Origin of the sequence: Inquilinus sp. 2KB_23 (genome assembly GCF_052115705.1) — a bacterium.
In the GTDB taxonomy this organism is placed as follows: domain Bacteria; phylum Pseudomonadota; class Alphaproteobacteria; order DSM-16000; family Inquilinaceae; genus Inquilinus; species Inquilinus ginsengisoli_A.
Genome location: NZ_JBFRHF010000022.1, coordinates 75,856 through 98,858 on the forward strand (window position 1 = coordinate 75,856; position 23,003 = coordinate 98,858).

The 23,003-nt window shown below is 68.3% G+C and carries 22 protein-coding genes and 1 tRNA gene; 15 read left to right on the forward strand and 8 right to left on the reverse strand.

Annotated features, from left to right (window positions below; genetic code table 11):
- Position 1 precedes the first annotated feature (1 nt).
- The 10 genes from AB4112_RS25290 to AB4112_RS25335 all read left to right on the forward strand — a co-directional run bounded on the left by AB4112_RS25290 (position 2) and on the right by AB4112_RS25335 (position 10,735).
- Positions 2-1,024 carry a GntR family transcriptional regulator gene (locus tag AB4112_RS25290; RefSeq protein WP_309799527.1) on the forward strand — a complete coding sequence of 341 codons (1,023 nt, stop codon included), beginning with the start codon at positions 2-4 and terminating at the stop codon, positions 1,022-1,024.
- 120 nt (positions 1,025-1,144) lie between these two features.
- Positions 1,145-2,044, forward strand: a complete 900-nt coding sequence (locus tag AB4112_RS25295) for a MurR/RpiR family transcriptional regulator (RefSeq protein WP_441723707.1) — start codon at positions 1,145-1,147, stop codon at positions 2,042-2,044.
- Positions 2,041-2,796 carry a COG4280 domain-containing protein gene (locus AB4112_RS25300; RefSeq protein ID WP_309799530.1) on the forward strand — a complete coding sequence of 252 codons (756 nt, stop codon included), beginning with the start codon at positions 2,041-2,043 and terminating at the stop codon, positions 2,794-2,796. The genes AB4112_RS25295 and AB4112_RS25300 overlap by 4 nt, the downstream gene beginning before the upstream one ends.
- Positions 2,793-2,999 (forward strand): hypothetical protein, encoded by a 207-nt coding sequence (locus AB4112_RS25305; RefSeq protein ID WP_309799532.1) that lies wholly within the window; start codon positions 2,793-2,795, stop codon positions 2,997-2,999. Before AB4112_RS25300 ends, AB4112_RS25305 begins: the two co-directional genes overlap by 4 nt.
- Positions 3,000-3,295: 296 nt before the next feature.
- The gene (locus tag AB4112_RS25310) at positions 3,296-4,294 is read left to right on the forward strand and encodes an ABC transporter permease (protein ID WP_309799534.1); all 999 of its coding nucleotides are present in this window, start codon (positions 3,296-3,298) and stop codon (positions 4,292-4,294) included.
- Between the two features lie 49 nt (positions 4,295-4,343).
- Positions 4,344-5,378, forward strand: a complete 1,035-nt coding sequence (locus tag AB4112_RS25315; RefSeq protein ID WP_309799536.1) for a sugar ABC transporter substrate-binding protein — start codon at positions 4,344-4,346, stop codon at positions 5,376-5,378.
- 87 nt (positions 5,379-5,465) lie between these two features.
- Complete coding sequence (locus tag AB4112_RS25320; protein ID WP_441723710.1) at positions 5,466-7,589, forward strand: ABC transporter permease; 2,124 nt, start codon at positions 5,466-5,468, stop codon at positions 7,587-7,589.
- Positions 7,586-8,662: an SMP-30/gluconolactonase/LRE family protein gene (locus AB4112_RS25325; protein WP_441723712.1), complete on the forward strand. Its 1,077-nt coding sequence runs from the start codon at positions 7,586-7,588 to the stop codon at positions 8,660-8,662. Before AB4112_RS25320 ends, AB4112_RS25325 begins: the two co-directional genes overlap by 4 nt.
- A gap of 1 nt (position 8,663) precedes the next feature.
- Positions 8,664-10,160 carry a sugar ABC transporter ATP-binding protein gene (locus AB4112_RS25330; protein WP_441723714.1) on the forward strand — a complete coding sequence of 499 codons (1,497 nt, stop codon included), beginning with the start codon at positions 8,664-8,666 and terminating at the stop codon, positions 10,158-10,160.
- A gap of 215 nt (positions 10,161-10,375) precedes the next feature.
- On the forward strand, positions 10,376-10,735 hold the full coding sequence (locus AB4112_RS25335) for a hypothetical protein (protein WP_441723716.1): 360 nt from the start codon (positions 10,376-10,378) through the stop codon (positions 10,733-10,735).
- Positions 10,736-11,135: 400 nt separating this feature from the next.
- On the opposite strand, the gene AB4112_RS25340 is transcribed toward AB4112_RS25335, so the two are convergent.
- A complete protein-coding gene (locus AB4112_RS25340) occupies positions 11,136-11,597 on the reverse strand; it encodes a DUF4126 domain-containing protein (RefSeq protein ID WP_441723718.1) in 462 nt (153 codons plus the stop codon).
- 506 nt (positions 11,598-12,103) lie between these two features.
- On the opposite strand from AB4112_RS25340, the gene AB4112_RS25345 reads away from it, so the two are divergent.
- Both AB4112_RS25345 and AB4112_RS25350 read left to right on the forward strand, forming a co-directional pair.
- Positions 12,104-13,057, forward strand: a complete 954-nt coding sequence (locus tag AB4112_RS25345; RefSeq protein WP_441723720.1) for a D-2-hydroxyacid dehydrogenase family protein — start codon at positions 12,104-12,106, stop codon at positions 13,055-13,057.
- Positions 13,058-13,165: 108 nt separating this feature from the next.
- A tRNA-Ser gene (locus AB4112_RS25350) sits at positions 13,166-13,255 on the forward strand.
- 56 nt (positions 13,256-13,311) lie between these two features.
- Here AB4112_RS25350 and AB4112_RS25355 read toward each other — a convergent pair.
- From AB4112_RS25355 to AB4112_RS25365, 3 genes are all read right to left on the reverse strand, one after another.
- Positions 13,312-13,791, reverse strand: coding sequence for a TIGR02391 family protein (locus AB4112_RS25355; protein WP_441723722.1), 480 nt, complete (start codon positions 13,789-13,791; stop codon positions 13,312-13,314).
- Entirely contained in the window at positions 13,784-14,455 is a 672-nt protein-coding gene (locus tag AB4112_RS25360; protein WP_441723724.1) for a DUF5343 domain-containing protein, read from the reverse strand. The genes AB4112_RS25355 and AB4112_RS25360 overlap by 8 nt, the downstream gene beginning before the upstream one ends.
- Before the next feature lie 88 nt (positions 14,456-14,543).
- The gene (locus AB4112_RS25365) at positions 14,544-15,104 is read right to left on the reverse strand and encodes a hypothetical protein (RefSeq protein ID WP_441723726.1); all 561 of its coding nucleotides are present in this window, start codon (positions 15,102-15,104) and stop codon (positions 14,544-14,546) included.
- A 291-nt stretch (positions 15,105-15,395) separates the two neighbouring features.
- Between AB4112_RS25365 and AB4112_RS25370 the strand changes: the two genes are divergently transcribed.
- Positions 15,396-16,463 carry a hypothetical protein gene (locus tag AB4112_RS25370; RefSeq protein ID WP_441723728.1) on the forward strand — a complete coding sequence of 356 codons (1,068 nt, stop codon included), beginning with the start codon at positions 15,396-15,398 and terminating at the stop codon, positions 16,461-16,463.
- A 24-nt stretch (positions 16,464-16,487) separates the two neighbouring features.
- A complete protein-coding gene (locus AB4112_RS25375) occupies positions 16,488-16,853 on the forward strand; it encodes a DUF4180 domain-containing protein (RefSeq protein ID WP_309799551.1) in 366 nt (121 codons plus the stop codon).
- Between the two features lie 123 nt (positions 16,854-16,976).
- Here AB4112_RS25375 and AB4112_RS25380 read toward each other — a convergent pair whose 3' ends face one another.
- The 4 genes from AB4112_RS25380 to AB4112_RS25395 form a co-directional block, all read right to left on the reverse strand.
- Positions 16,977-17,795, reverse strand: coding sequence for an isocitrate lyase/PEP mutase family protein (locus AB4112_RS25380; RefSeq protein ID WP_309799553.1), 819 nt, complete (start codon positions 17,793-17,795; stop codon positions 16,977-16,979).
- A 64-nt stretch (positions 17,796-17,859) separates the two neighbouring features.
- Entirely contained in the window at positions 17,860-18,399 is a 540-nt protein-coding gene (locus AB4112_RS25385; RefSeq protein WP_309799555.1) for a methylated-DNA--[protein]-cysteine S-methyltransferase, read from the reverse strand.
- Positions 18,392-19,885 (reverse strand): AlkA N-terminal domain-containing protein, encoded by a 1,494-nt coding sequence (locus tag AB4112_RS25390; RefSeq protein ID WP_441723731.1) that lies wholly within the window; start codon positions 19,883-19,885, stop codon positions 18,392-18,394. The genes AB4112_RS25385 and AB4112_RS25390 overlap by 8 nt, the downstream gene beginning before the upstream one ends.
- Before the next feature lie 52 nt (positions 19,886-19,937).
- Positions 19,938-20,870 carry a LysR substrate-binding domain-containing protein gene (locus AB4112_RS25395; RefSeq protein ID WP_441723733.1) on the reverse strand — a complete coding sequence of 311 codons (933 nt, stop codon included), beginning with the start codon at positions 20,868-20,870 and terminating at the stop codon, positions 19,938-19,940.
- A gap of 91 nt (positions 20,871-20,961) precedes the next feature.
- Between AB4112_RS25395 and AB4112_RS25400 the strand changes: the two genes are divergently transcribed.
- The gene (locus AB4112_RS25400) at positions 20,962-23,001 is read left to right on the forward strand and encodes an oxidoreductase (protein ID WP_441723735.1); all 2,040 of its coding nucleotides are present in this window, start codon (positions 20,962-20,964) and stop codon (positions 22,999-23,001) included.
- The last annotated feature ends 2 nt before the right edge of the window (positions 23,002-23,003 follow it).

The following is a 23,003-nucleotide window of genomic DNA, read 5'->3' on the forward strand; positions in this document are numbered from 1 at the left end:
CATGACGGATATGGCGACGGACACGGCGACCAACGCGTCCCCTCCACGGCTCTATGAGATCGTCGACCGCGCACTGCGCGCGGCGATCGGGGAGGGGCGCCTGCCCGAGGGGCTGGTGCTGCTGGAAGGCCCGATCGCCGAGATCTTCCAGACCAGCCGCGCCCCGGTGCAGCGGGCCCTGGCCCGGCTGGAAGCCGAAGGGCTGATCCATCGCTTCGAGGGCCGGGGCTTCCTGGTCGGGCCGGAGGCGGCCGGCCCGGCGCCGCTGCGGGCCGACATCCGCGGCTTCGGCCTGGACGCGCCGGAGGAAATCGACGAGGCGCTGCAGTCCCGCGCGTCGTGGGAACGGATCTACGCCGTCGCCGAGCGCCAGGTCGCCTCCTGCCTGGTGTTCGGCCGCTACCGCATCGTCGAAGCCGAGATGGCCGACCATTTCGGCGTCAGCCGCACCGTGGTGCGCGACGTGCTGGGCCGGCTGCAGGAGCGCGGGCTGATCGAGAAGAACCCCAGCTCGCACTGGATCGCAGGGCCGCTGACGGCCCGGGCGATCCGGGAGCTGTACGAGATGCGCCGCCTGCTCGAACCGCCGGCCCTGGTCAGCGCGGCGCCGACGCTGCCGCGGGAGGTGATCGCGGGCATGCTGGAGCGGCTGCGCCAGGCCGAGGCCGCCGGGCCGAAGCCGGAGACCATGGACGCGATCGAGGAGGATCTGCACGTCCGCTGCGTGCTGGCGACGCCGAATGCGCGGCTGGCCGACGCGCTGCGCCACAACCAGCTGCCGCTGCTGGCCACCCACGCCTTCACCCGGTCGCTGGGCATCGCCGACGACCAGCCGATCCTGGCCGAGCACCGGATGGCGCTCGAGCTGCTGGCGCAGGAGGCCTGGCCGGCCGCCGCCGCGGTGCTGGAGACGCACCTGCTGGCGGCCGAGCGCCGCGCCATCGCCCGGCTCAAGACCCTGGCGGTGATCCCGGGCCCGACCAACCTCGCGCCTTACCTCACCAAGACCTCCGATCACGCGTGAGGGCTTCGGCCGATCGGTTTGTTGCGGTTGTCGTGAAAAACGGCATGACGTCATTGCTGCGTAGCGTATGCTTCTCATATATGCTGATGTAGCAAACACAACACAGCCTGTTCCGCAGACATGACAGCGACAGCCAGACCGACCCCATCCAGCTTTGACGAGCTGGTCGACACGGCACTGCCGGGCCTGACGCCCGCCGAGCAGCGGATGGCGCGCTTTTTCGTCGAGCAGAAGGAGGCGGTGCTGCTCGCCTCCGCCGCGCAGATCGCGGCGGAGGCGGGAACCAGCGATGCGACCGTGGTCCGCACCGCGCGGTCGCTCGGCTTCGAAAGCCTTTCGCATCTGCGCGAAACGCTCTTGTCCCATCTGACCGGCTCGACGCCTGGCGGTCGGCTGCGCCGCACTCTGGAAGAGACGGGCGACGATGCCGGCGCGGCCCTCCGCCACGTCCTCACCACGCATCGCGAGGCGTTGGAGGTGCTGGCGGCTCCCGAGGTCCAGGAATGCTTCGGGCGGGTCGTCGACGCCTTGTTCTCGGCCCGGCGCCGCTATGTCTTCGGCATCGGCCCGTCCGGCAGCCTGGCCGAATACGCCGCGCTGCAGTTCAACCGGATCGGACTGGCGACCGGTGTGCTCTCCGCCACCGGCATCGGCCTCGCCGACCAGCTGCTCGAAGTCGGCGCCGGCGATGCGATCCTGATGATCGCCTACGCGCCGATCTACCGCGAGGTGGCGGTGACGCTCGACGTCGCAGACCAGGGCCGCGTCCCGGTGCTGCTGGTCAGCGACAGTCTCGGCCCCTTCGTCCACGGCCGCGTCGCCGAAGTGCTTCCCGTTCCCCGCGGGCGGGCCGGGCACCTCTCGATGCATGCGGGCACCCTGGTCCTGATCGAGGCGATGATCATCGCCCTGGCCGCGCGCGATCGCGACGCCGCCCTCGCCAGCCTGGAAATGCTCGGCGCCCAGCGCGGCAAGATCGACAAACTCTGGCTGAAGCGAGGGGCGAAGAAAACGCCATGACGGACATCACTGCCATCATCTCGACGGTGACCGCGGCCTTCCTCGGATCCTTCGTCGAGGTCGTCGAAGCCTTCACCATCATCCTCGCGGTCGGCCTGTCGCGAGGATGGCGGCCGGCCTTCGCCGGCACGGCGTTGGCTCTCATCGTGCTCGGGGCGCTGATCCTCGTCCTCGGGCCGCTGCTCGAGCTGGTCCCGATCGGACTGCTGCAGTTCGTGATCGGGACCCTGCTGATCCTCTTCGGCCTGCGCTGGCTTCGGAAGGCGATCCTGCGGGCCTCGGGCTTCATCGCATTGCGCGACGAGGAACGGGCCTTTGCGGCGGAGGCGGATCTGCTGAAGCGTCGCAGCGCCGAACGCCGGGCCGATGTCCTGGCGGGCGCCGCTGCCTTCAAGGCGGTGCTGCTGGAAGGCGTCGAGGTGGTCTTCATCGTGATCGCGGTCGGCGCCGGCCGCGGGATGACAGGCTATGCCAGCCTCGGCGCCGCCGCCGCCTGCCTCCTGGTGCTCGCCATCGGGCTGATCGTGCACAAGCCGCTGTCGCGGGTGCCGGAGAACACGTTGAAATTCGCCGTCGGCCTCCTGCTGACCTCCTTCGGCATCTTCTGGACCGGCGAGGGGCTCGGGGCCGGCTGGCCGGGTGCGGATCTCAGTCTTCTCGGCATCCTGGCGGTGGTCGCGATCGCCTCGCTCATGGCCACGCGGCTGCTGCGCTCGGTCCACAATTCACAGACGGGGGCGGCCATCCCATGAGTGTCATCCGGACCCTGATCGCCGAGTTCATCGGCTTGTTCATCGACGACGGGGCCTTGGCGCTGGCGGCGCTCGGGCTGATCGCCGCCATCGCGGCTGCCGTGCATTGGGCAGGCCTTCCTCCCCTTGGCGGCGGCATCCTTCTGCTGGTCGGCTGCCTCGGGATCCTCGCCGAAAGCCTGCACCGATTTGCCCGGAAGTGATCTCGCCGGCCCTTCGGCGCTTTCGATTCCCGTCGCAGAAGGCCGCCCGATCGCGCGGCGGATTGGAACCCCGGCGGATGCCACCGATGCAGGCGAGATTGCAATTTACCTGCAACATGGCCCTGCTGCGGGGAAAACAGGCTGGCTTTGCCACTGTCACGTTGATCTGCAACTCGACGGCAATTGACGCAATCTGAGCCGAAGTCATCATGGAGGATCGGCGGGGAGGGCGGTTGCCAGCCCGACGTCGCCCCCGGCCGTTCGGCGTCATGTGGACCGAGACGTGGACAGTGGACATGGATGAACGCTCGGGCCGACGACCGCAGGCCTACCGGGTGGCGCTGAGCCAGGAACGCATCGTCCTGGCGATCGCCGTGCTGATCTTCGCCGCCGCCGCGGTCGGGCTGCCGGGATTCCTGGCCCCCGACAACCTCATCGCCATTGTCCGCTCGGTCTCGGTGCTGGGCATCCTGGCGCTGGGCATGGGCCTCGTCATCATCGGCCGGGGCATCGACCTGTCGGCCGTCGCGGTGATGGCGATGTCGGTGGCCTGGTTCCTGCAGCTGCTCAACGGCGGCACCAGCGACGGCCTGGCCCTGGCCTACACCCTGGCGGCCGTGCTGTTCATCGGCCTGCTGAACGGCGTGCTGGTCGCCTATGCCGAGGTGCAGCCGATCTTCGTCACGCTGGCGACGGCGTCCTTCGTGTTCGGCTATGTCCGCTCGCAGGTGATCACCCAGGATGCGGTGCCGGTTCCATCAGGCCACTGGATCGAGCGGCTCGGCGGCCTGCGCATCGCCGACATCCCGGTCGAAGTCTTCATCTTCGCGATCCTCGCCCTCGCGGTGTCGCTGTTCCTGCGCCGCACCAAATGGGGCCGCTACGTCTACTTCGCCGGCGACAATCCGGCGGGCGCGCGCAACATCGGCGTCCCGGTCCGGCCGATGCTGGTGCTGCGCTACGTGATCTCGGCGCTGATCGCCTTCGTCGCCGGGCTGCTGACGGCGGCCAGCCTGCATTCGATCAACACCCGCATCGTCAACTCGTCGCTGCTCTACGACATCGTGCTGGTGGCGGTGATCGGCGGCATCGGGCTGTCGGGCGGCAAGGGCGGCGTGCGCAATGTGCTGATCGGGGCGGCGCTGGCCGGCATCCTGCTCAACACCATGACCATCATCGACATCCCGCTGCTGTACCAGAACCTGATCAAGGCGGGGATCCTGCTGGCCGCCATCATCGTCGACGGCATCCTCAACCCGCGCGACGAGCAGACGGCGCAGCAGGGCGACATCTGAAGCATCGCAGGCCCGATCCATGGCCCAACGAAACGGCAGAGAGGTAAGCATGATGAAGTACCTGAAGACGGTTCTGGCCGCCGCGGCGGCCCTGACGATTTCGGCCCAGGTGACGGCCAGCCATGCCGAGGACCTGGCCCAGGACCCGGGTCCTGCCGCCTATGCCCAGGCCCTCAAGGGCAAGCGCGTGATGCTGGTGCCGCTGGCGATGGGCTTCGACCTGGCCCAGGGCTGGACGGCCTATCTCAAGAAGGAGATCGACGCCTGGGGCGGGGTGCTGGAGACCCGCGACCCGAACTGGGTGGTGGATGCCGGCGCCCAGGCCATCACCGACGCGATCGCCTCCGACACCCGGCCGGACGTGCTGATCATCCATGCGCCGGACCTCAACTCCTACTCCAAGCTGATGAAGCGGGCACAACAGGCCGGCACCTATGTCATCCTGGTCGACAATCCCGCCAACTTCCCGGCCGACGCCTTCGTGGGCAGCGACTGGGACCGCCTCGGCCAGCTCGAGGCGGAGGCGGCGGTCAAGGCCTGCGGCCCGGGCTCGTCCAAGAAGATCGGGCTGGTCCAGGGCGACCAGGCCAATTCCTCGAGCCTCTACCAATATGCCGGGATCATGAAGGTGCTGGCCCAGCATCCGGACTTCCAGGTCGTGGCCAAGCCGGATTCCAACTGGGACGCCACCACCTCGCGCAACGTCACCGCGACCATGCTGCAGCAGCACCCGGACATCTGCGCGATCATCGACTTCTGGGACGGGGATGCGACCGGCGCGTCCGCCGCGATCCGGGACGCCGGCCTGCGGGACAAGGTGTTCCTGGTCACCACCGGCGGCGGCGAGAAGTCGGCCGATTGCGACAAGCTCGAGGACGGCACCTATGGCGCCGTGGTGATGACCGACCTGGCGCGCCAATCCGCCGACATGAACGCGATCATCAAGTTCCTGCTGCAGAGCGGCCAGCCGGCGGGGACGTCGCACACCTACATCTACACGCTGGAGAAGGCGACGACGAAGGCCGACCTCAAGCCCGACAGCTGCTGGGACCTGAAGGCGCTGCAGGCCAGCGCCGCGCAGTAACCCCGACTACGACTACGACTACGACGACGGCGGCCGGGGCAACCCGGCCGCCGGACCTTCCGATGCCCGAGCCCAAGGCGATCCCCGATGCCCCTTCGCAACCGCTGGCAGGCCTGGCGCCACGGCTTGGTCCCCAACCATGTCATCGGCGAGATCCTCACCAAGCGCTGGGCCGACAACGCCATACCCTTCCTGGCGCTGGTGGCGACGGTCGCGGTGTTCGGCACCGCCATCGCCGGGTTCTTCCGGCCGTCGGCGCTGCAGGAGACGGCCCGCCAGCTGGGTGAGTTCTCGATCGTGGTGTTCGGCATGACCGTCGTCATGCTCGGCGGCGGCATCGATCTTTCGGTCGGCTCGATCTTCGCGCTCTCGACCTTCGCCGCCGTGTTCGTGTTCTTCATCCTGGAGCAGCCGGTGTGGCTGGCGCTGGCGGCGGCGATCGCCACCGGGCTCTTGTGCGGCGCGGTGAACGGCTACCTCGTGGGATACCTCAGGCTGCGGGCCTTCATCACAACGCTGGTGACCTTCATCCTGGGGCGCGCGCTGTTCGACATCCTGGTGACCTCCTATGCCGCCAAGGTCCAGCTGTCCCAGGCCAGCTCCGACGTCTGGGACTATATCGGCGACGGGGCGTTCCACGGCTTTTCCGTCTCGGTGATCCTGGCGGCCGTGCTGGCCGCGGTCACCCATGTCGCGCTGACGCGGTCGCGCCCGGGATGGCACGTGCTGGCCGTCGGCGGGTCGCGGCGGTCGGCCCACAACGCCGGCATCCGCGTCCGGCGCACGGTGTTCCTGACCTATGTCTTCTCCGGCTTCTGCGCCTCGATCGGCGGCTTCCTGGTCGCCTGCCGGCTGAGCGGGGCAGGGCCGGGCACCGGGGTCAACCTGGAGATCCTGGCGCTGACCGCGGCGGTGGTCGGCGGCAACAGCCTGGGCGGCGGCCGCGGCTCGATCCCCAAGGCGCTGATGGGCGCGGTGGTGGTCCTGCTGATGACCAACGGCCTGATCCGGCTGGGCTATGGCACCGGGACCAACCAGATGGTGCTCGGCATCATGCTGGCGGCGGCCGTCATCATCGATGTCCGCTGGCTGAAGAACCGCCACAAGGTGCTGAACGAGCTGTATGTCGCGCCGGTCTATTTCGAGATGGGCGAGAGCCAGTCGGCGGTGCCCGGCTCCGGCACCAGCTATGAACTCGACAACCGGCTGTCGCAGGCCGGGCCGATCGGCCTCGGCGAGCTCGAAGGCCCCGAGGACGTCATCCTGGACCGCGACGACCATCTCTACTGCGGCACCCGCCATGGCGAGATCGTCCGCTTCTTCGCACCCGGCTACGAGCGGTCGGAGGTGTTCGCCCATGTCGGCGGTTTCCCGCTCGGGCTGGCCTTCGACCGCGCCGGGAACCTGGTCATCTGCGTCGGCGCCATGGGCCTCTATTCGATCGCGCCCGACCGCACCGTGACGCGGCTATCGGCCGAGACCGCCCGGTCGCGCACCTCGATCATCGACGACGCCCGGCTGCGCGACCCCAATGATTGCGACATCGCGCCCGACGGCCGCATCTACTTCACCGATTCCACCACGCGCTACGACGCGCATGACTGGGCGCTGGATTCGATCGAGAACCGCCCCACCGGCCGGCTGCTGGTGTTCGACCCCAAGGACGGGTCGACCCGCACGCTGCTGAGCGGCTACCGCTACACCAACGGCGTCTGCATCGCCCATGACGGCAGGTCGCTGTTCTTCGCCGAAAGCTGGGCCTGCCGGGTGCACCGCTACTGGCTCGAGGGGCCGAAGGCGGGCACGGTCGAATGCGTGATCCGCGACATGCCGGGCTATCCCGACAACATCAACCGCGCCTCCGACGGCGGCTACTGGATGGCGTGGCTGGGCATGCGCACGCCCAGCTTCGACCTGTCGCTGCGCCATCCCGGCATGCGCAAGCGCATGACCCGGCGCCTGCCGCAGGACGAATGGCTGTTCCCCAACATCAACACCGGCGGCGTGGTGAAGTTCGACGAGGCCGGCCGCATCGTCGACACCCTCGGCGACCTGACCGGCGTGTCCCATCCGATGGTCACCTCGATGCGCGAGCACAAGGGCCAGCTGTTCGTCGGCGGCATCCTGAACAACCGCATCGGCCGCTTCACGCTGCCCGGCGCCGATCCCGACTGGACCGGCCCGGACTCCTATTGGGGGCGGCCGTCATGATCCTGGACCCGATCCTCGACCTGTTCCGGGGCAAGGCGGTGACCATCCCGCCGATGGACGGCGCCTTCCGCCCCGACACCCGGCTCGACGAGGCGCCGCTGCTCGCCGCGCTGCCGGAGCCGGACACCCTGGCCTCGATCCACGGCACGCTGGTGGCCGGCAGCGGCAACGCGCTGTTCACGGTCGCGGCCGATGGCGGCGTGACCGTGCGGGAGACGTTCCCGGCGCCCGTCACGGCGGTCGCCGTGGATCCCGCGGGCGACCTCGTCGTGGGGTTGGAGACCGGCCGGCTGGTGATCGGCGGCCAGGAGGAGCGCCTGCCGGACGCGATCAACTGCATCACCGCGCTGGCCTTCGGACCGGACGGAACCCTGTGGCTGGCCAATGGCTCGGCCGTCCACAGCCCGTCGGAATGGGCCGCCGACCTGATGGGGCAGGGGGCGTCGGGATCCCTTTGGAAGCGCGAGGCAGGCACCTTCCGCCAGGTGGCCGGAGATCTCGCCTTCCCCTGCGGGCTGCTGGCCGACCAGGACGGCGTGCTGGTCAGCGAAAGCTGGCGCCATCGCCTGGTGCGCATCGACGGGCGGACGGGCGCACGTTCGACGGTGGTCGACCAGCTGCCCGGCTATCCCGCCACGATAGCGCCGGCCGCGGCGGGCGGGGCCTGGCTCTGCCTGTTCGCGCCGCGCAACCGGCTGGTCGAGTTCGTGCTGCAGGAGACGGAGTACCGGCGTGAGATGATGCAGCAGGTGCCGCCGGCCTACTGGATCGCGCCCAGCCTGTCCTCCGGCCGCAGCTTCCTCGAGCCGCTGCAATGCGGCGGCATCCGGACCATGGGGCTGCACAAGCCCTGGGCGCCGAGCCGGTCCTACGGCATGGTCGTGCGGCTGGACGCGGACCATCGCCCGGTCTCCAGCCTGCACAGCCGGGCCGGCGGGCAGCGGCACGGCACCCGCAGCGCGGTCGAGCATGGCGGCCGGCTGGTCGTCGCCGCCAAGGGCGGGGACTGCCTGGTCGCCATCGACATCGGGGCAGGGACGGGGCCAGGGACGGGGATGGGGGCAGGGCACTGACATGGACGCCATCGTCAGGCTGGAACGGGTGACCAAGACCTATCGTGGGGTCCCGGCCGTCACCGCTGTCGACTTCGAGCTGCGCCGCGGCGAGATCCACGCGCTGCTGGGCGAGAACGGCGCCGGCAAGTCGACGCTGACCAAGATCATGGCCGGGGTGGTCGAGGCGACCTCGGGCCGAATGATCCACAACGGGCGCGAGGTCCGCTACCGCTCGCCGCACCAGGCGCTGGAGGCCGGCATCGCCATGGTGTTCCAGGAGACCAGCCTGGTGCCGTCGATGACGGTGGCGCAGAACATCTATCTCGGCTCCGAGAAGCTGTTGAACCGGCTGCGCGGCGTCTACATCTCGGCCCAGCAGTTCCTGCAGTCGCTGAACTTCCCGGTCGATCCGGCCGCGGTGGTCGAGACCCTGGGCGCGGCCAAGCGGCAGATGGTCGAGATCGCCCGGGCGGTCCACCACAATGCCGGGATCATCATCTTCGACGAGCCGACCGCGGCGCTGACGCCGGAGGAAAAGCGCCACTTCTTCGCGCTGCTGCGCCGCCTCAAGGCGCGCGGCGTCTCCATCGTCTTCATCTCGCACGCGCTGGAGGAGGCGCTGCTGCTGGCCGACCGCATCACCATCCTGCGCGATGGCGAGCTGGTCGCCACCGGCGAGACCGCCGGGTTCGACCGCGCCAGCATCGTCTCCGCCATGGTCGGGCGCACGCTGTCGACCGCGCTGTACCGCAGCCGCGACCAGGGCCGGCTGCGCCCACCGGGCCGCCGGGTGCTGTCGGTGCAGGACGTGTCGATGGGCAAGATGGTACGCAACACCTCGTTCTCGATCTTCGCGGGGCAGATCACCGGGGTGTTCGGGCTGATCGGCTCGGGCCGGACCGAGACCTTCAAGATCGTCTCCGGCATCTTCAAGCGCGATTTCCGCCAGGGCGGCACCATCGAGCTCGACGACCGGCCGGTGCGCTACGCCGTGCCGCGCGAGGCGGTGAAGGACGGCATCGTCTACGTCACCGAGGACCGCAAGAGCGAGGGCTTCTTCGACAACATGTCGATCGCCGAGAACCTGTTTGCCGGGCTGCTGGCCGCCGACCGCGAACAGGGCTGGATCGTCGGCCTGAGGGAAATCCAGGAACTGTCGGCCCGCTGGACCAGGGACCTGAACATCAAGGCCATCAACAGCAACGCCCGGGTGGTCGAGCTGTCCGGCGGCAACCAGCAGAAGGTGGTCATCGGCAAGGGCTTGGTGCAGCGGCCGCGCCTGATCATCTTCGACGAGCCGACCCGCGGCGTGGATGTCGGCGCGATCGCGGAGATCCACCAGATCATCAACCGGCTGGCGGATGAGGGTCTCGCCGTCGTGGTGATCTCATCCTATCTGCCGGAGATCATGAACCTCTCGGACCGCATCCTGGTCTGCCGCCAGGGCCGTGTGGTGGAGGAGTTCCGGGCCGGCGAGGCGACCGAAGAGGACATCATGTTCGCCGCCGTGCACTGAGGGATTCCAGGGCTCGGGCTGCGGCAGAGCCGATCCGGATGACGGTGGCAATACATCGCAAGCAGCCCGGAACAATGATTAGACATTGCTCGGAATCATATTATATTGCATTTTTCTCAATAGTATTCCTCGTCATATCAACAACTTCACCTTGCCGACCCATCAATGTCGATTTAACATTTAAAGGTTATTTGGCATTTCTATGGAGGATTTTCATGGCGATTCTTCGTGGCGTGAATAAGCTCGCCGCTCGGCCGCCCCAGGCGGCATCCCTGGCCGCCAAGACGCCGGGGGAGATGAGCGCGGGCCTCGATCTGTACGGGATACTGTACAACGCGGCGACCCAGACGAACTCTCTCGACAGCTTCGCCGGGGCCATCGAGTCGGCCCTGGACGCGGCATTGGGGCCCAGCAACTACGTCACCTCGCTCGCGCTGGCCGAAAACGGCCACGGCAGTGCGTACACAACCTTCGGGAACAAGCTGCCCAATGCCGCCGTGTGGTGCGGCGACGCCGGTGTGCTGCCCGGGGTCGTCTCCAGCTATTTCGTGATGCTCACCGTGTTCACGGCCTGACGGCTCGACGGGATAGCGGGGCGGCCGTTTCAGGGCCGCCCGCCATCCGAGTTGAAGACCGAGATCCGCGACCGTCGGGGCGTTGCGGACCGCAAGCGGGAGACGAGGGCCAGGTCGACACCAGCACAAACCCTCGGCACCAATCGGCTCGCTGGAATGTTGGGCCGAGGCGAGCAGCCGATTTCGGATCATCCTCGTGACGATGTCGTCAGCACAATCTTATTTTCCATAATATATATTATCCGACTTACAGATGCCGGTGCAAAGTTGGGATGTGAAGCCATCCTGGTCGACGGCCTGCCACAGACGGTGCCCCCTGCCTCATCCACGCCGACCTGTCTCTCAGGGGAAAGCGCATCAACGTTGCCTCACGGTCCCTCCGCGCCTCGGTCATTCTGAGTTACCGCGCCAAGACCAGAATCGCGATGGCGCCGAGAAGCGCCACCGCATCCTCGACGATTGCCGCTGGGCGGTCCTTGCCGAAGGCGGCCGCCAGCCGGGCCCGTACCGCCGCTCCACCCAAGGTGCCGGCGACCGCGCCGACGATTCCGGCCACGGCACCGCCGATCCAGGCACCAGAAGGTGCCGCTATCGCGGCGCCGCTCAGGCAGCCCATCACGATCCTTGCTGCGAATTGCGGCGGCACCTTGCGGCTGGGTGTGGAAGGAAGCTGATCCGTCACCAATTCGGCAATTGCGGCAGCGCTCAGCACCCACGGCGTCCAATGATAGCCGAGGAACGCCAGCCAGGTGCCCGACAGGTCGAGCGCGCCGAGCTGGGCCGCCCAACTGACGGCGGCCGGCGCCAGCATGGCGCGCAAGCCGGCCACCACGCCAAGGAGAAGAGCAGGCAAAAATATCATGGTGCGTCTCCGAATAGATCCAGCCGCGCCCAGGAGGGCGCCGTCAAGTTGTTGCCTGCGTCGAGGCGTGGCCGGGGGCGGCCGCGCCGATCAGCACGATCTGGCCGGCGGTCGGCGCCCACAGGGCGATGCTGATGAGAGGCCGGTGCATGGCGGTGCGGTGCGATCCTTGTCCGGATCGGACCGTAGCCTTCGACCACCGCGAGGGATAATTACGGATCGGACAAGCGGTTTCGCCCACGGCTCCGCTACCCGCCCTGCCCTTCACTGACAGTTCTACTTTGCAGGCCACCCTGACAATTCAATCCGGTGGACACAACAGATGCAGCGGCGGGGATCGCCCCGGGCTCGATTTCCCGCCCCTCCCGACCCACCTTCCGGCTTGCGACGATCTGGCTCGTCGGGGCCGCGCCCGGCGGCGTCCATAATGTCGCACGCCCCGTCGAAGACCGGATCACACGGTCCGCGGGACGCGATCCATCAAACGCCGACGGCGAAAGACCAACATGACCGCGATCAAGACACCCTTGAGCGTCGCCATCCTTGACGACTACCAGAATGTGGCGCTGGAGCTGGCCGACTGGTCGCCCCTCGACGGCCGCGCCCGCATCACCGTCTTCAACGACCATCTGGCCGATCCCGACCAGGTCGTGGCGCGGCTGCAGCCCTTCGACGCCGTCTGCGTGATGCGCGAGCGCACGCCGCTGCCCAAGGCGGTGATCGACCGCCTGCCCCGGCTGAAGCTGATCGCCTCGACCGGCGCCCGCAACGCCTCGATCGATGCCGCGGCCGCCGCCGAGCGCGGCATCGCCGTGGTGAACACCGGCTATGATTCCAGCCCGACCATCGAGCTGACCTGGGCCCTGATCCTGGCCAGCGCCCGCCACATCGCCGCCGAGAACGCGTCGCTGCGGTCCGGCGGCTGGCAGCACACCGTCGGCGACGGCCTGCGCGACAAGACCCTTGGTATTCTCGGCCTCGGCCGGATCGGCTCGGAGGTCGCGCGGATCGGCAAGGCCTTCGGTATGGACGCCATCGCCTGGAGCCAGAACCTGACGCCGGAAAAGGCCGCGGCGCAGGGCGTGCGGCTGGTGTCCAAGGACGATCTGTTCGCCAAGGCCGATGTGCTGACCATCCACCTCGTGCTCGGCCAACGCACCCGCGGCCTGGTCGGCGCGGCCGAACTCGCGGCGATGAAGCCCACCGCCCGGCTGGTCAACACCTCGCGCGGGCCGATCGTCGACGAGGCCGCGCTGATCGCGGCGCTGCGCGACCGCCGCATCGCCGGCGCCGCCATCGACGTCTTCGATGTCGAGCCCCTGCCCCCGGACCATCCGTTCCGGTCGCTGGAGACCGTGCTGGCGACGCCGCATATCGGCTACGTCTCGCGCGAGCTCTACCGTACCTTCTACGGCGACGCCGCCCGGGCCATCGCCGCCTGGACGGACCAGCAGGCCTGAGATTGCGCATCTGGCGACGCCCGCTTCACCGCGCGGGCGTCGCCGGATGCGTTCTGGATCAAGATGCCCTTGCGCCGCGCCGATCCGGCCGTATGTTAGGCGCCGTCCGGAAGGGTGGCCGAGCGGTTTAAGGCTCCGGTCTTGAAAACCGGCGTGGCGGCAACGTCACCGTGGGTTCGAATCCCACCCCTTCCGCCATATCGCCAATTTTGTGGTATGGCGCCATATTCTGCGAGGTAGCTACCGATCATGTGTCAGGGCGGCGATCTGCGGTTCTCGAAGGTACGAAGCAGCACCGACGCAAATGACAGGTGATCTAGGCACAGACCGATGGAATCGGTCAGTATGTCGTGACCTCGGGGGTTTCGTATCGCCGACATCGACCCTGCAAAGACATACCGGAAGCCCATTTGTTCGTCTTTATCACTCGTCGTCAAAAGGTCGTTCAGCTTCACCTTCGGATTATTCTCATTGAACGCAGCCATCATAAGTTTATAGCCACTATCTTGGATACCGGAAACATCTCGCACTTTGTTGTCCAGAAGCTTAAATGCCTCGAACGTGGCCTGCGAGTAATGGCCATCGTCAAAGAGCTTCAACGAGACAGCCGAAATATCTGGATGGATATTGCGTTCATCGAACGGATGGAGCTCGCTGGGTTCTGGCGAGATGCGCGATCCAACATGCCTTGCATTCCGCGCAAACCGCTCGAACGAAGAAAATGAATCAGTCATTCAACAGGTTAGCCTTGATGCTCTTAAAGATGTTGTCATAAGTTTCGGCACTTGCTTCCGCCGGCAAGTTGATTTCAATGCGAACAGTAAGCGCCATATCCTTCTTTGAGGGCACCACCGACACGGGCGGCTTGATAGGAGCAGATGTATGAATCTGCTCCTTTGCCTTTACCGCATTCGGCCTTGGAGCCTTGGTGATCGACTTAGGTGCCCCACTGCTCTTTGACACCGCCGTGGCCTCCTCATGACCCGCCAGCGTCCGGAATGCCCGGAACAGACTTGCTTGACGAGTGCCGATCACTTCACTCGTCTTATCAGCGCTCCGGAAATAGCCGATAAGCGCATCTTTGCTCATAGTCCAGACGTCATCGCCACGTAGATCGAAGAGGTCCTTATACGAGTCCCGTATCAAGCTTTCGAAAGATTTCTTAAACGCTTCTTCATCGTGTGTGGTTAGGATCTCTTGACCACGAACGGTTCTCTTGCCTTCTTCATCAATAACCCCAATGAATTGGAGAGCATTTATTACATAACTCTCGTTCTTAGGCGCAACTCCAAGCTTTCTCACCGTATCGGAATTGACAGTCGCAGGAAAATTTTTACGAAGGAAGCCGATCATCTGTGTGATGTTCCCGGCACCGGATATATACGGATGAGTTGCCATAGTTCCCTCAAATTTCGAGACAGCAGCAAGCGCTAAGCGGCCAACCTCCCGTTAACACACCGTCACTCCATTGATCGTAGCCGCAAGCTTATGCTGGCATTGCCATTGCCTGTATAACGTTGGCGATCTTTTTTGCCTCCGCTTCCGTGAGATCAAACGGCAAACCCTGGATGTGAATCGTCAGGTCTACCCTGATCGGAATGGGAAGGATGCTACTGGCCATCGGCCCTGCAACGGCTGAAGGCGACTGTCGTGGCGCCTCTGGCGTCAAGTCCTCCGAGGTGTTTCTTGTTACTCTAAACGAAGCCTTGCCCGGGATTGGCTTTCGCTCACGGGCCTGTACGCTGGGTTTGAACGCGAGTGGATTTTTCACATAGCTAGAAAAATCGTCTAGGGCTGCCTTCACCCTACTCTTGTAGGTGACGAGGCTCTGAGGGGTGTATGTCTTGCCTTGCAAGTGCCCGAAGCGCCTCATGATGGCATCAAGATCAATCGACGTTACGTCCTGGGCCTCGTCCTCGTCGAGAATTCCCAGCACCTTGCCCACTGCAGCTTTCCGAGCCCGCGCGGTTGCTTGTGCCATCAGACCCTTCTGAGCCACATACTCAAGAAACGTGAGCGCCGCCTCGCGAGATTTGTTTCCGTCCATCTCGGCCTCGCCTCATCCATATGGACATAGATATACATGTCTATTGTCCATTTTGCAATAGACGGACACTTTGGGCATGGCGATGTGTCCCGAGTGAGCTTGCAAAAGATGGACAGCGCAATGGCCGCGTTCCGTCCAGTCGGAGCGAATGTCGTCTATGTCCTCGACAAAAACAGCAGATTCACGGTGACCGTTCATAAGCATTTTCCTGCCATTCTGCGGCCACAGCCCCATCGTAACACTCCGCTCCGAAGGGCTTGGACGCGGGGCGACAGGGTGGGACGGGGGCTCATGAAGCGGTGGATCGTCGGGCTGGCTCTGGCTGCCGCCCTGCTCGCCCCCGCGGTCGCCTCGGCCGAGGACAGCGCTCGGACCAGGCAGCTGCGGCTGCTCTGCGCCCAGCTTTCGGGCGACCTCACCAGCCCGGGCGGCATCGCCCAGTTCCGTCGCTGCCTGTCGCAGGATCCGGTCTCGGCGCTGCGCCAGAACGCCCTGGGCCCGCGCGCCGGCCGGGCCGCGTCGGGGCCGACGCCGTCGCCACCTGCCGGCTACGGCCGCGACAGCCGCACCGTGGTGGCCAGCGTCGCCGCGAAGTTCCAGATCGTCGGCGGCAAGACCGCCTATGTGCTGGCGACCGACCACGGGCTGTGGCGCCAGACCATGGGCGCCCAGGACGCCAGGCTGCTGGACCCGGCCGTCGCCGCGTTCCACGCGCTGGATGACACCGTCTTCTACGCGCTCGACCCCGACGGCAGGCTGTGGCGCGAGACCGGCGACGTCGCCGCACGCCAGGCGGTCGACACCGGCGTGGCCGCGTTCCAGCCGCTGGCGGACGGCACGGTCTATGTGCTGGGCCGCGACGACCGGCTGTGGCGCGGCACCGGCGACATGACCGACCGGGTGCTGGTCGATGGCGGCGTCGCCGCGTTCCAGGCGATCGACGCCACCGTGGTCTATGTCCGCGGCAAGGACGGCATGCTGTGGCGCGAGACCGGCACCGCGGCCGACCGCAAGGAGGTCGCGTCCGCCGTCACCGATTTCCGCATCGCGGGCGACACCATCTATGCCGTGACGGGCGCCGACGCCGCGCTGTGGCGGAGGACCGGCGAAGGCGAGCCGCAGAAGGTCGATGTCGCCGTCGCCGCGTTCCAGCCGGTCGACGCGACCATCGTCTATGTCCTCGACACCTCCGGCCGGCTGTGGCGCCAGGGGGCCACCGCCAGGTCGCGCCAGCTGGTCGACACCGATGTCCTGGTGCAGGCCGGCACAACCTCGTTCCAGGCCATCGACGCCGAGCATGTCCATGTCCTGGACAGCGACCACACGCTGTGGGCGGAAACCATGCCGCCGCTGCCCTGAGCCGCCGGCTGGATGGAGCGACCGATGGCCGAGATGTTCGAATGGGGCGATGAGAGCGTCCTGTCCTGCGATGCGGACGGGCCGGCGATCGACAGCGCCCGGAGCGCCCTGGACCTGGTCGGCGAGGCGCTGGGCCAGCGCGCCTCGGTGATCGCCCTGCCCGCCCGCCGCCTGGGCCCGGCCTTCTTCGACCTGCGCACCGGCATCGCCGGCGAGCTCGCCCAGAAGGCGGTCAACTACCACCTCAAGGTCGCGGTGATCGGCGACATCTCGCGATACCTCGAGGCCAGCACCGCGCTGCGCGACTGGGTGCGGGAATCCAATCGGCGCAGCAGCGTGTGGTTCGAGGCCAGCCTGGAAAGCCTGGCGGCTCGGCTCGGCGGAGTCTGATTGCGCTGCCCCCTCACTTTGTCATGCCACGGCTTGACCGTGGCATCCAGGGGGCGGCCAGAGCGGCTCTTGAAAGCCCCTGGATTGCCCGGTCAAGCCGGGCAATGACAGTTACAGTGGGTGTTACCTCTCCGCCATCAGCGCGTTCAGCTCCGGATACGGCATCGCCTCCGCGACCAGCGGGCCGGAGACGCCGTCCTGCAGGAACGGCTTGGCCAGCGCGGCGATCCGGGCATAGACGGTCTGCGACAGGCCGGAGCCGGCGCTGAGCCGCCGCACGCCGAGCCCCGCCAGCTCCGCCGCGCCGGGCAGGCCGGGCCGGGACATCACGTTCAGCGGCAGCGGCGTGCCGGCGGCGATCGCCTTGATCTCCTCCGCCTGGGTCACGCCCGGCGCGAAGAGGCCGTCGGCGCCGGCGGCGCGGTAGCGCTCGGCCCGGCCCAGCACCTCGGCCACCTCACCGCCCTTGGGGGCGAGGCCGCGGAGGTAGACGTCGGTGCGGGCGTTGACGAAGACATCAGCGCCGCTGCGGGCCGCCACGCGCTTGATCTGCTCGATCTTGGCGCAGAGCAGGTCGGGGCTGCCGGCTCCGTCCTCGATGTTGATGCCGGCCGCGCCGGCGCCGATCAGCCGGGCGACCGCCTCGCCCACCCCGGCCGGGTCTGCGGCATAGCCGCCCTCGGCGTCGACGGTCAGCGGCACCCGGATGATGCGGGCGATGCCGGCGGTGGACGCGACCAGCAGGTCCAGCGGCAGCGCGTCGCCGTCGGGATAGCCATGGGCCCAGGCCACGCCGGCGCTGGTGGTGGCGACGGCCTTGGCGCCGAGGCTTTCGATCACCCGGGCGCTGCCGGCGTCCCAGGCATTGGCGAGCAGCAGCAGCCCATCCCGGTGCAGCTGGCGGAACTGCTGCAGGGCGGCGGCCTGACGGGAAGCGGTCATGTGCGGTTCTCTCCCAGGATTGGTTCAGGCAGGAATCGTTCAGGACAGTGAAGCGAAGGCGGCGTCAGATGGCCAGCGACAGCTGCGGGCTGCCGGCGCCCTCATGGTCCAGCAGCCAGCGCTTGCGGGCGATGCCGCCGCCGAAGCCGGTCATCGACCCGTCGGCGCCGATCACGCGGTGGCAGGGCACGACGATCGGGATCGGGTTGGCGTTGTTGGCCAGGCCGACGGCGCGCATCGCCCCGGGTTGGCCGATCCGCCGCGCGATCTCGCCATAGGACACGGTGGTGCCGCAGGCGATGCCGCGCAGCGCGGCCCACACCGCGCGCTGGAACGGGGTGCCGCCGGCCTCGACCGGCAGCGTGTCGATCGCCGCGAGGTCGCCGGCGAAATAGGCCTGGATCGCCGCGGTCAGCCCGGCGGGATCGCGCTGCGGCGCCAGGGTGAAGCCGCCGGGCCCGGCGGAACGGGCCAGCCGCTCACGCAGCCCCTGCTCCTCCCCCCAGTCGATGGCGCGCAGGCGCCCGGCCTCGTCGGCCGCGATCAGCAGCTCGCCGACCGGGCTCGGGATGCGGTCGAAGACCAGGCGCAAGGGTTCAGCCATTCACCACTCCCTGTCCCGCATCCCGGGCCCAGAGGTGCTGGGCGGCATAGGCCCGCCACGGCCGCCAGGGCTCGGCCCGCTGCAGCAGGTCGGCCGGGCTGGGGCGGATGCCGGCATCGTCGGCGGCGCTGCGCAGCAGCCCGATGTCGCTGGCCGGGAAGGCGTCCGGCTCGCGCAGCGCGCGCAGGGCGATGTACTGCGCCGTCCAGTCGCCGATACCGCGGATGCTGAGCAGCCGGGCGATCGCCTCCTCGATGGTGCCGAAGGGGTGGAACAGCTGCGGGTCGGCGATCGCCGCCTCGGCCAGCGCCGTCAGCGTCGCCCGGCGCGATCCCGGCATGCCAAGGGTGCTGAGATCGGCGGCGGCCACGCGCTCGGGCGACGGGAAGGCGCGGGACAGCGCCGGGTGCAGGCGGTCGGCTTCCGGCAGCGTCGCGCCGCACAGCGCCACCAGCCGGCCGGCCAGCTGGCGCGCCGCGACCACGGTGACCTGCTGGCCCAGCACGGCGCGCACCGCCAGCTCGAACCCGTCCCAGCCGCCCGGGGCGCGCAGCCCCGGCCGCTGCGCCACCAGCGGCGCCAGGAACGGATCCTGCGAGAGATGGGCGCCGATCGCCTCGATGTCGGCGCCGACATCGAACACCCGCCGCACCCGGGCCAGGATCCCCGGCAGCGCGCGCACCGAGGGGAAGCGGACCAGCACCACCAGGTTGCTGCGCGCCGGTTCGTGCCGGATCTCGACGGTGCCGAGGTCGTCGCCATCGGCGACGCTGCGCCGGTAGGTCTCGCCCACCACCTCCTCGATGCCGGCGATGGTGCGGGCCCTGAGATAGGCCAGCATCGCCGGCCAGTCATAGGGCGGCCGGTAGCGCAGCCGCAGCGTCACCCCTGACGCGGCGAGGGAATCGGCCGGCAGGTCGGCCCGGCGGCGCAGCGCGCTGGGCGGGCGGCGGAACAGGTCGTGGAAGGTCTCGTTGAAGCGGCGGATGCTGCCGAAGCCGGCGGCCAGCGCCACCTCCGCCATCGGCATCCGCGTCTCCTGGATCAGCTGCTTGGCGAACAGCACCCGCCGGGTCTGGGCCACCACCACCGGCGAGGCCCCGAGATGCTGCTTGAACAGCCGGCGCAGCTGGCGGTCGCCGACGCCCAGCCGGTCGGCCAGCGCCTCGACCCCCGCCGCGTCGCCGTCCATGCCGCCATCGGCGATCAGCGCCAGGGCGCGCGACACGGTGTTGGAGGTGCCGCGCCAGGAGGCGAGGTCGGGCGCCGTCTCCGGCCGGCAGCGCAGGCAGGGACGGAACCCGGCCTCCTGCGCCGCGGCGGCGGAGGCGAAGAAGCGGCAGTTCTCGAACTTCGCGGTGCGGGCCGGGCAGACCGGGCGGCAATAGATGCCGGTCGAGGTCACACCGACGAAGATGCGCCCGTCGAAGCGCGGATCGCGGGTCACCAGGGCGCGGTAGCAGGCTTCACGATCGAGCAGGTCCATCCGCTGACCATCTCACACCCGCGAGACCGGTGCTCGCGGTTTTCGGACATGGTCATTCCGGCCCGATGGGACCGGACATCGCCTCGGCCTGGGCCACCAGCCAGTCGCACACCAGCGACAACGGCTTGCGCAGGGCGGCGCCGCGGATGGTGATCAAGTAGAAGCGCCGCCCGGTCACGAAATGCCGGGGATAGGCGTCGGCGAGGCGCCCGGCGCGGATCAGGTCGTCGATGATCGGGCGCCAGCCCAGCGTCACCCCCTGCCCGTCCATCGCCGCCTGCAGCGCCACCATGTGGTCGGTGACGCGCAGCGACCGCGCCAGGCCGGGCGCCGGCATGTCCAGCGCCGCGAACCATTCCGCCCAGGTCGCGCGGCGGCGCAGCGCGTCCTCGTAATGGATCAGCTGGCAGCGGTGCAGGCCGGCGGCGTCGCGCAGCGGACCGTGCGCCGCCAGATAGGCGGGGCTGGCCACGGCATGCACGCTCTCATGCCACAGCGGCACGGTGTCGTGGTCCGGCCATTTGCCGTCGCCCAGCCGGATGCCGAGGTCGATGCCGTCCATCCCGGGGTCGAGGTCGCGGTCCACCGTCTGGATGCGCAGCGGGATGGCGGGAAAGGCGTCGCGGAAGGCGGCGAAGCGCGGCAGCAGCCAATGCGCCGCCATCGCGGTCGAGACCGCGACCACGATCTCGCGCCGCGCCGCCGGCCGGCCGGTGATGTCGTCGATGCTCTGGGCGATCGCCGACAGGCTGGTGGCGACCGCGGCGTAGAGCCGCTCGCCCTCCGGCGACAGCTCCAGCCGGCGGTGGTGGCGGACGAACAGCTCGAGCCCGAGCGAGGCCTCGAGCTGGCGGATGCCGTGGCTGACCGCGGACTGGGTGATCGCCAGGTCCTCCGCCGCCTTGGAGAAGCTGAGCCGGCGCGCCGAGGCCTCGAACACCGCCAGGGCATTGAGCGAGGGCAGGCTGCCGCGGAGGGTTTGCATCGACTGGGCTCATGCCGGCGTGAAGGAAATTCGGTTTACCATCGGCCGGCCGGTCGAAAGAGTGAAGACACAGCAACGATCTACACCGGACATGTCGAACGCCGATCCCCTGCTGCAGCCTTACCGGCTGCGCCACCTGACGCTGCGCAACCGCTTCATGTCGACGGCGCATGAGCCCGCCTACACCGAAGACGGCATGCCGAAGGAGCGGTACCGCCTGTACCATTCCGAGAAGGCCAAGGGCGGCATCGCCCTGACCATGATCGGCGGGTCGTCGGTGGTGGCGCCGGACAGCCCGCAGGCCTTCGGCAACATCCTGCTGTACCAGGACGAGGTGGTGCGCTGGCTGAAGGAGCTGTCCGACGACGTGCATTCGCATGGCGCCGCCGTGATGATCCAGGTCACCCATCTCGGCCGCCGCACCAGCTGGTCGAAGGCCGACTGGCTGCCGGTCGTCGCCCCCTCCCCGATCCGTGAGCCGGCGCACCGCGCCTTCCCCAAGGCGATGGAGGACTGGGACATCGAGCGCATCGTCGCCGCCTATGCCGACGGCGCCGAGCGGGTGCAGGCCGGCGGCCTCGACGGGCTGGAGCTCGAATGCTACGGCCACCTGATCGACCAGTTCTGGTCGCCGGCCACCAACCGGCGCGACGACGAATACGGCGGCGGACTGGACAACCGGCTGCGCTTCGCCTTCCGGGTGCTGCGCGCCATCCGCGACCGGGTCGGGCCGGACTTCATCGTCGGCACCCGCATGGTGTGCGACGAGGATTGGGACCGCGGCCTGTCGAAGGCCGAGGGGCTGGAGATCGCCAACCGGCTGGTCGCCAGCGGCCTGATCGACTTCGTCAACGTCATCAAGGGCCACATCGACACCGACGAGGCGCTGTCGCATGTCATCCCCGGCATGGGCGCCCGCTCCTCCCCCCATCTCGACTTCGCCGGCGAGGTGCGGGCGGCGACCAGGGTGCCGACCTTCCACGCCGCCCGCATCCAGGACGTCGCCACCGCGCGCCACGCGATCGAGGCCGGCAAGCTCGACATGGTCGGGATGACCCGGCCGCACATGGCCGACCCGCACATCGTCCGCAAGGTGATGGCGGGGCGCGAGGACGAGATCCGGCCCTGCGTCGGCATGGGCTACTGCATCGACAGCATCTATGGCGGCCAGGCCGCCTGCATCCACAACGCCGCCACCGGGCGCGAGGCGACGATGCCGCATGTCGTGCCCCGCAGCACCGGCCCGCGACGCAAGGTGGTGGTGGTCGGCGCCGGCCCGGCCGGGCTGGAGGCGGCCCGCGTCGCCGGCGAGCGCGGCCATGCCGTGACCCTGTTCGAGGCGGCGGCCGAGCCCGGCGGCCAGATCCGCATCACCGCCGGGCTGCAGCGCCGGCGCGAGATCATGGGCATCGTCGACTGGCGCATGGCCGAGTGCGAGCGGCACGGCGTGGCGATGCGCTTCAACACCTATGCCGAGGCCGGGGACGTGCTGGCCGAAGATCCGGACGTTGTGGTGGTGGCGACCGGCGGCCTGCCGAACACCGGCTTCCTCGATGCCGGCGAGGAACTGGTGACCACCAGCTGGGACATCCTGAGCGGCGCCGTGAAGCCGGCCGAGAGCGTGCTGCTGTACGACGACAACGGCGCCCATCCCGGCCTGACCGCGGCGGAGTTCATCGCCGGGGCCGGCAGCAAGCTGGAGCTGGTGACGCCGGAGCGGATGCTGGCCCCGGATGTCGGCGGCACCAGCTACCCCGCCTATTTCCGCGCCTTCTCCGAGCACGGCGTCGCGATCACCATCAACCTGCGGCTGGAGAGCGTGCGCCGCGACGGCAACCGGCTGGTCGCCAGCTTCCGCGACGAATACGGCCGCCGCCAGGTCGAGAAGCGGGCCGACCAGGTGGTGGTCGAGCACGGCACCCTGCCGCTGGACGAGCTGTATTTCGCGCTGAAGCCGCTGTCGTCGAACCTCGGCGCCGTCGACTACGCGGCGATGATCGCCGGCCGGGCGCAGGCGGTGGCGCGCAACCCGGAGGGCCGCTTCACCCTGTGGCGGATCGGCGATGCGGTCTCGTCCCGCAACATCCATGCCGCGGTCTATGACGCGCTGCGGCTGCTGAAGGACGTGTGAGC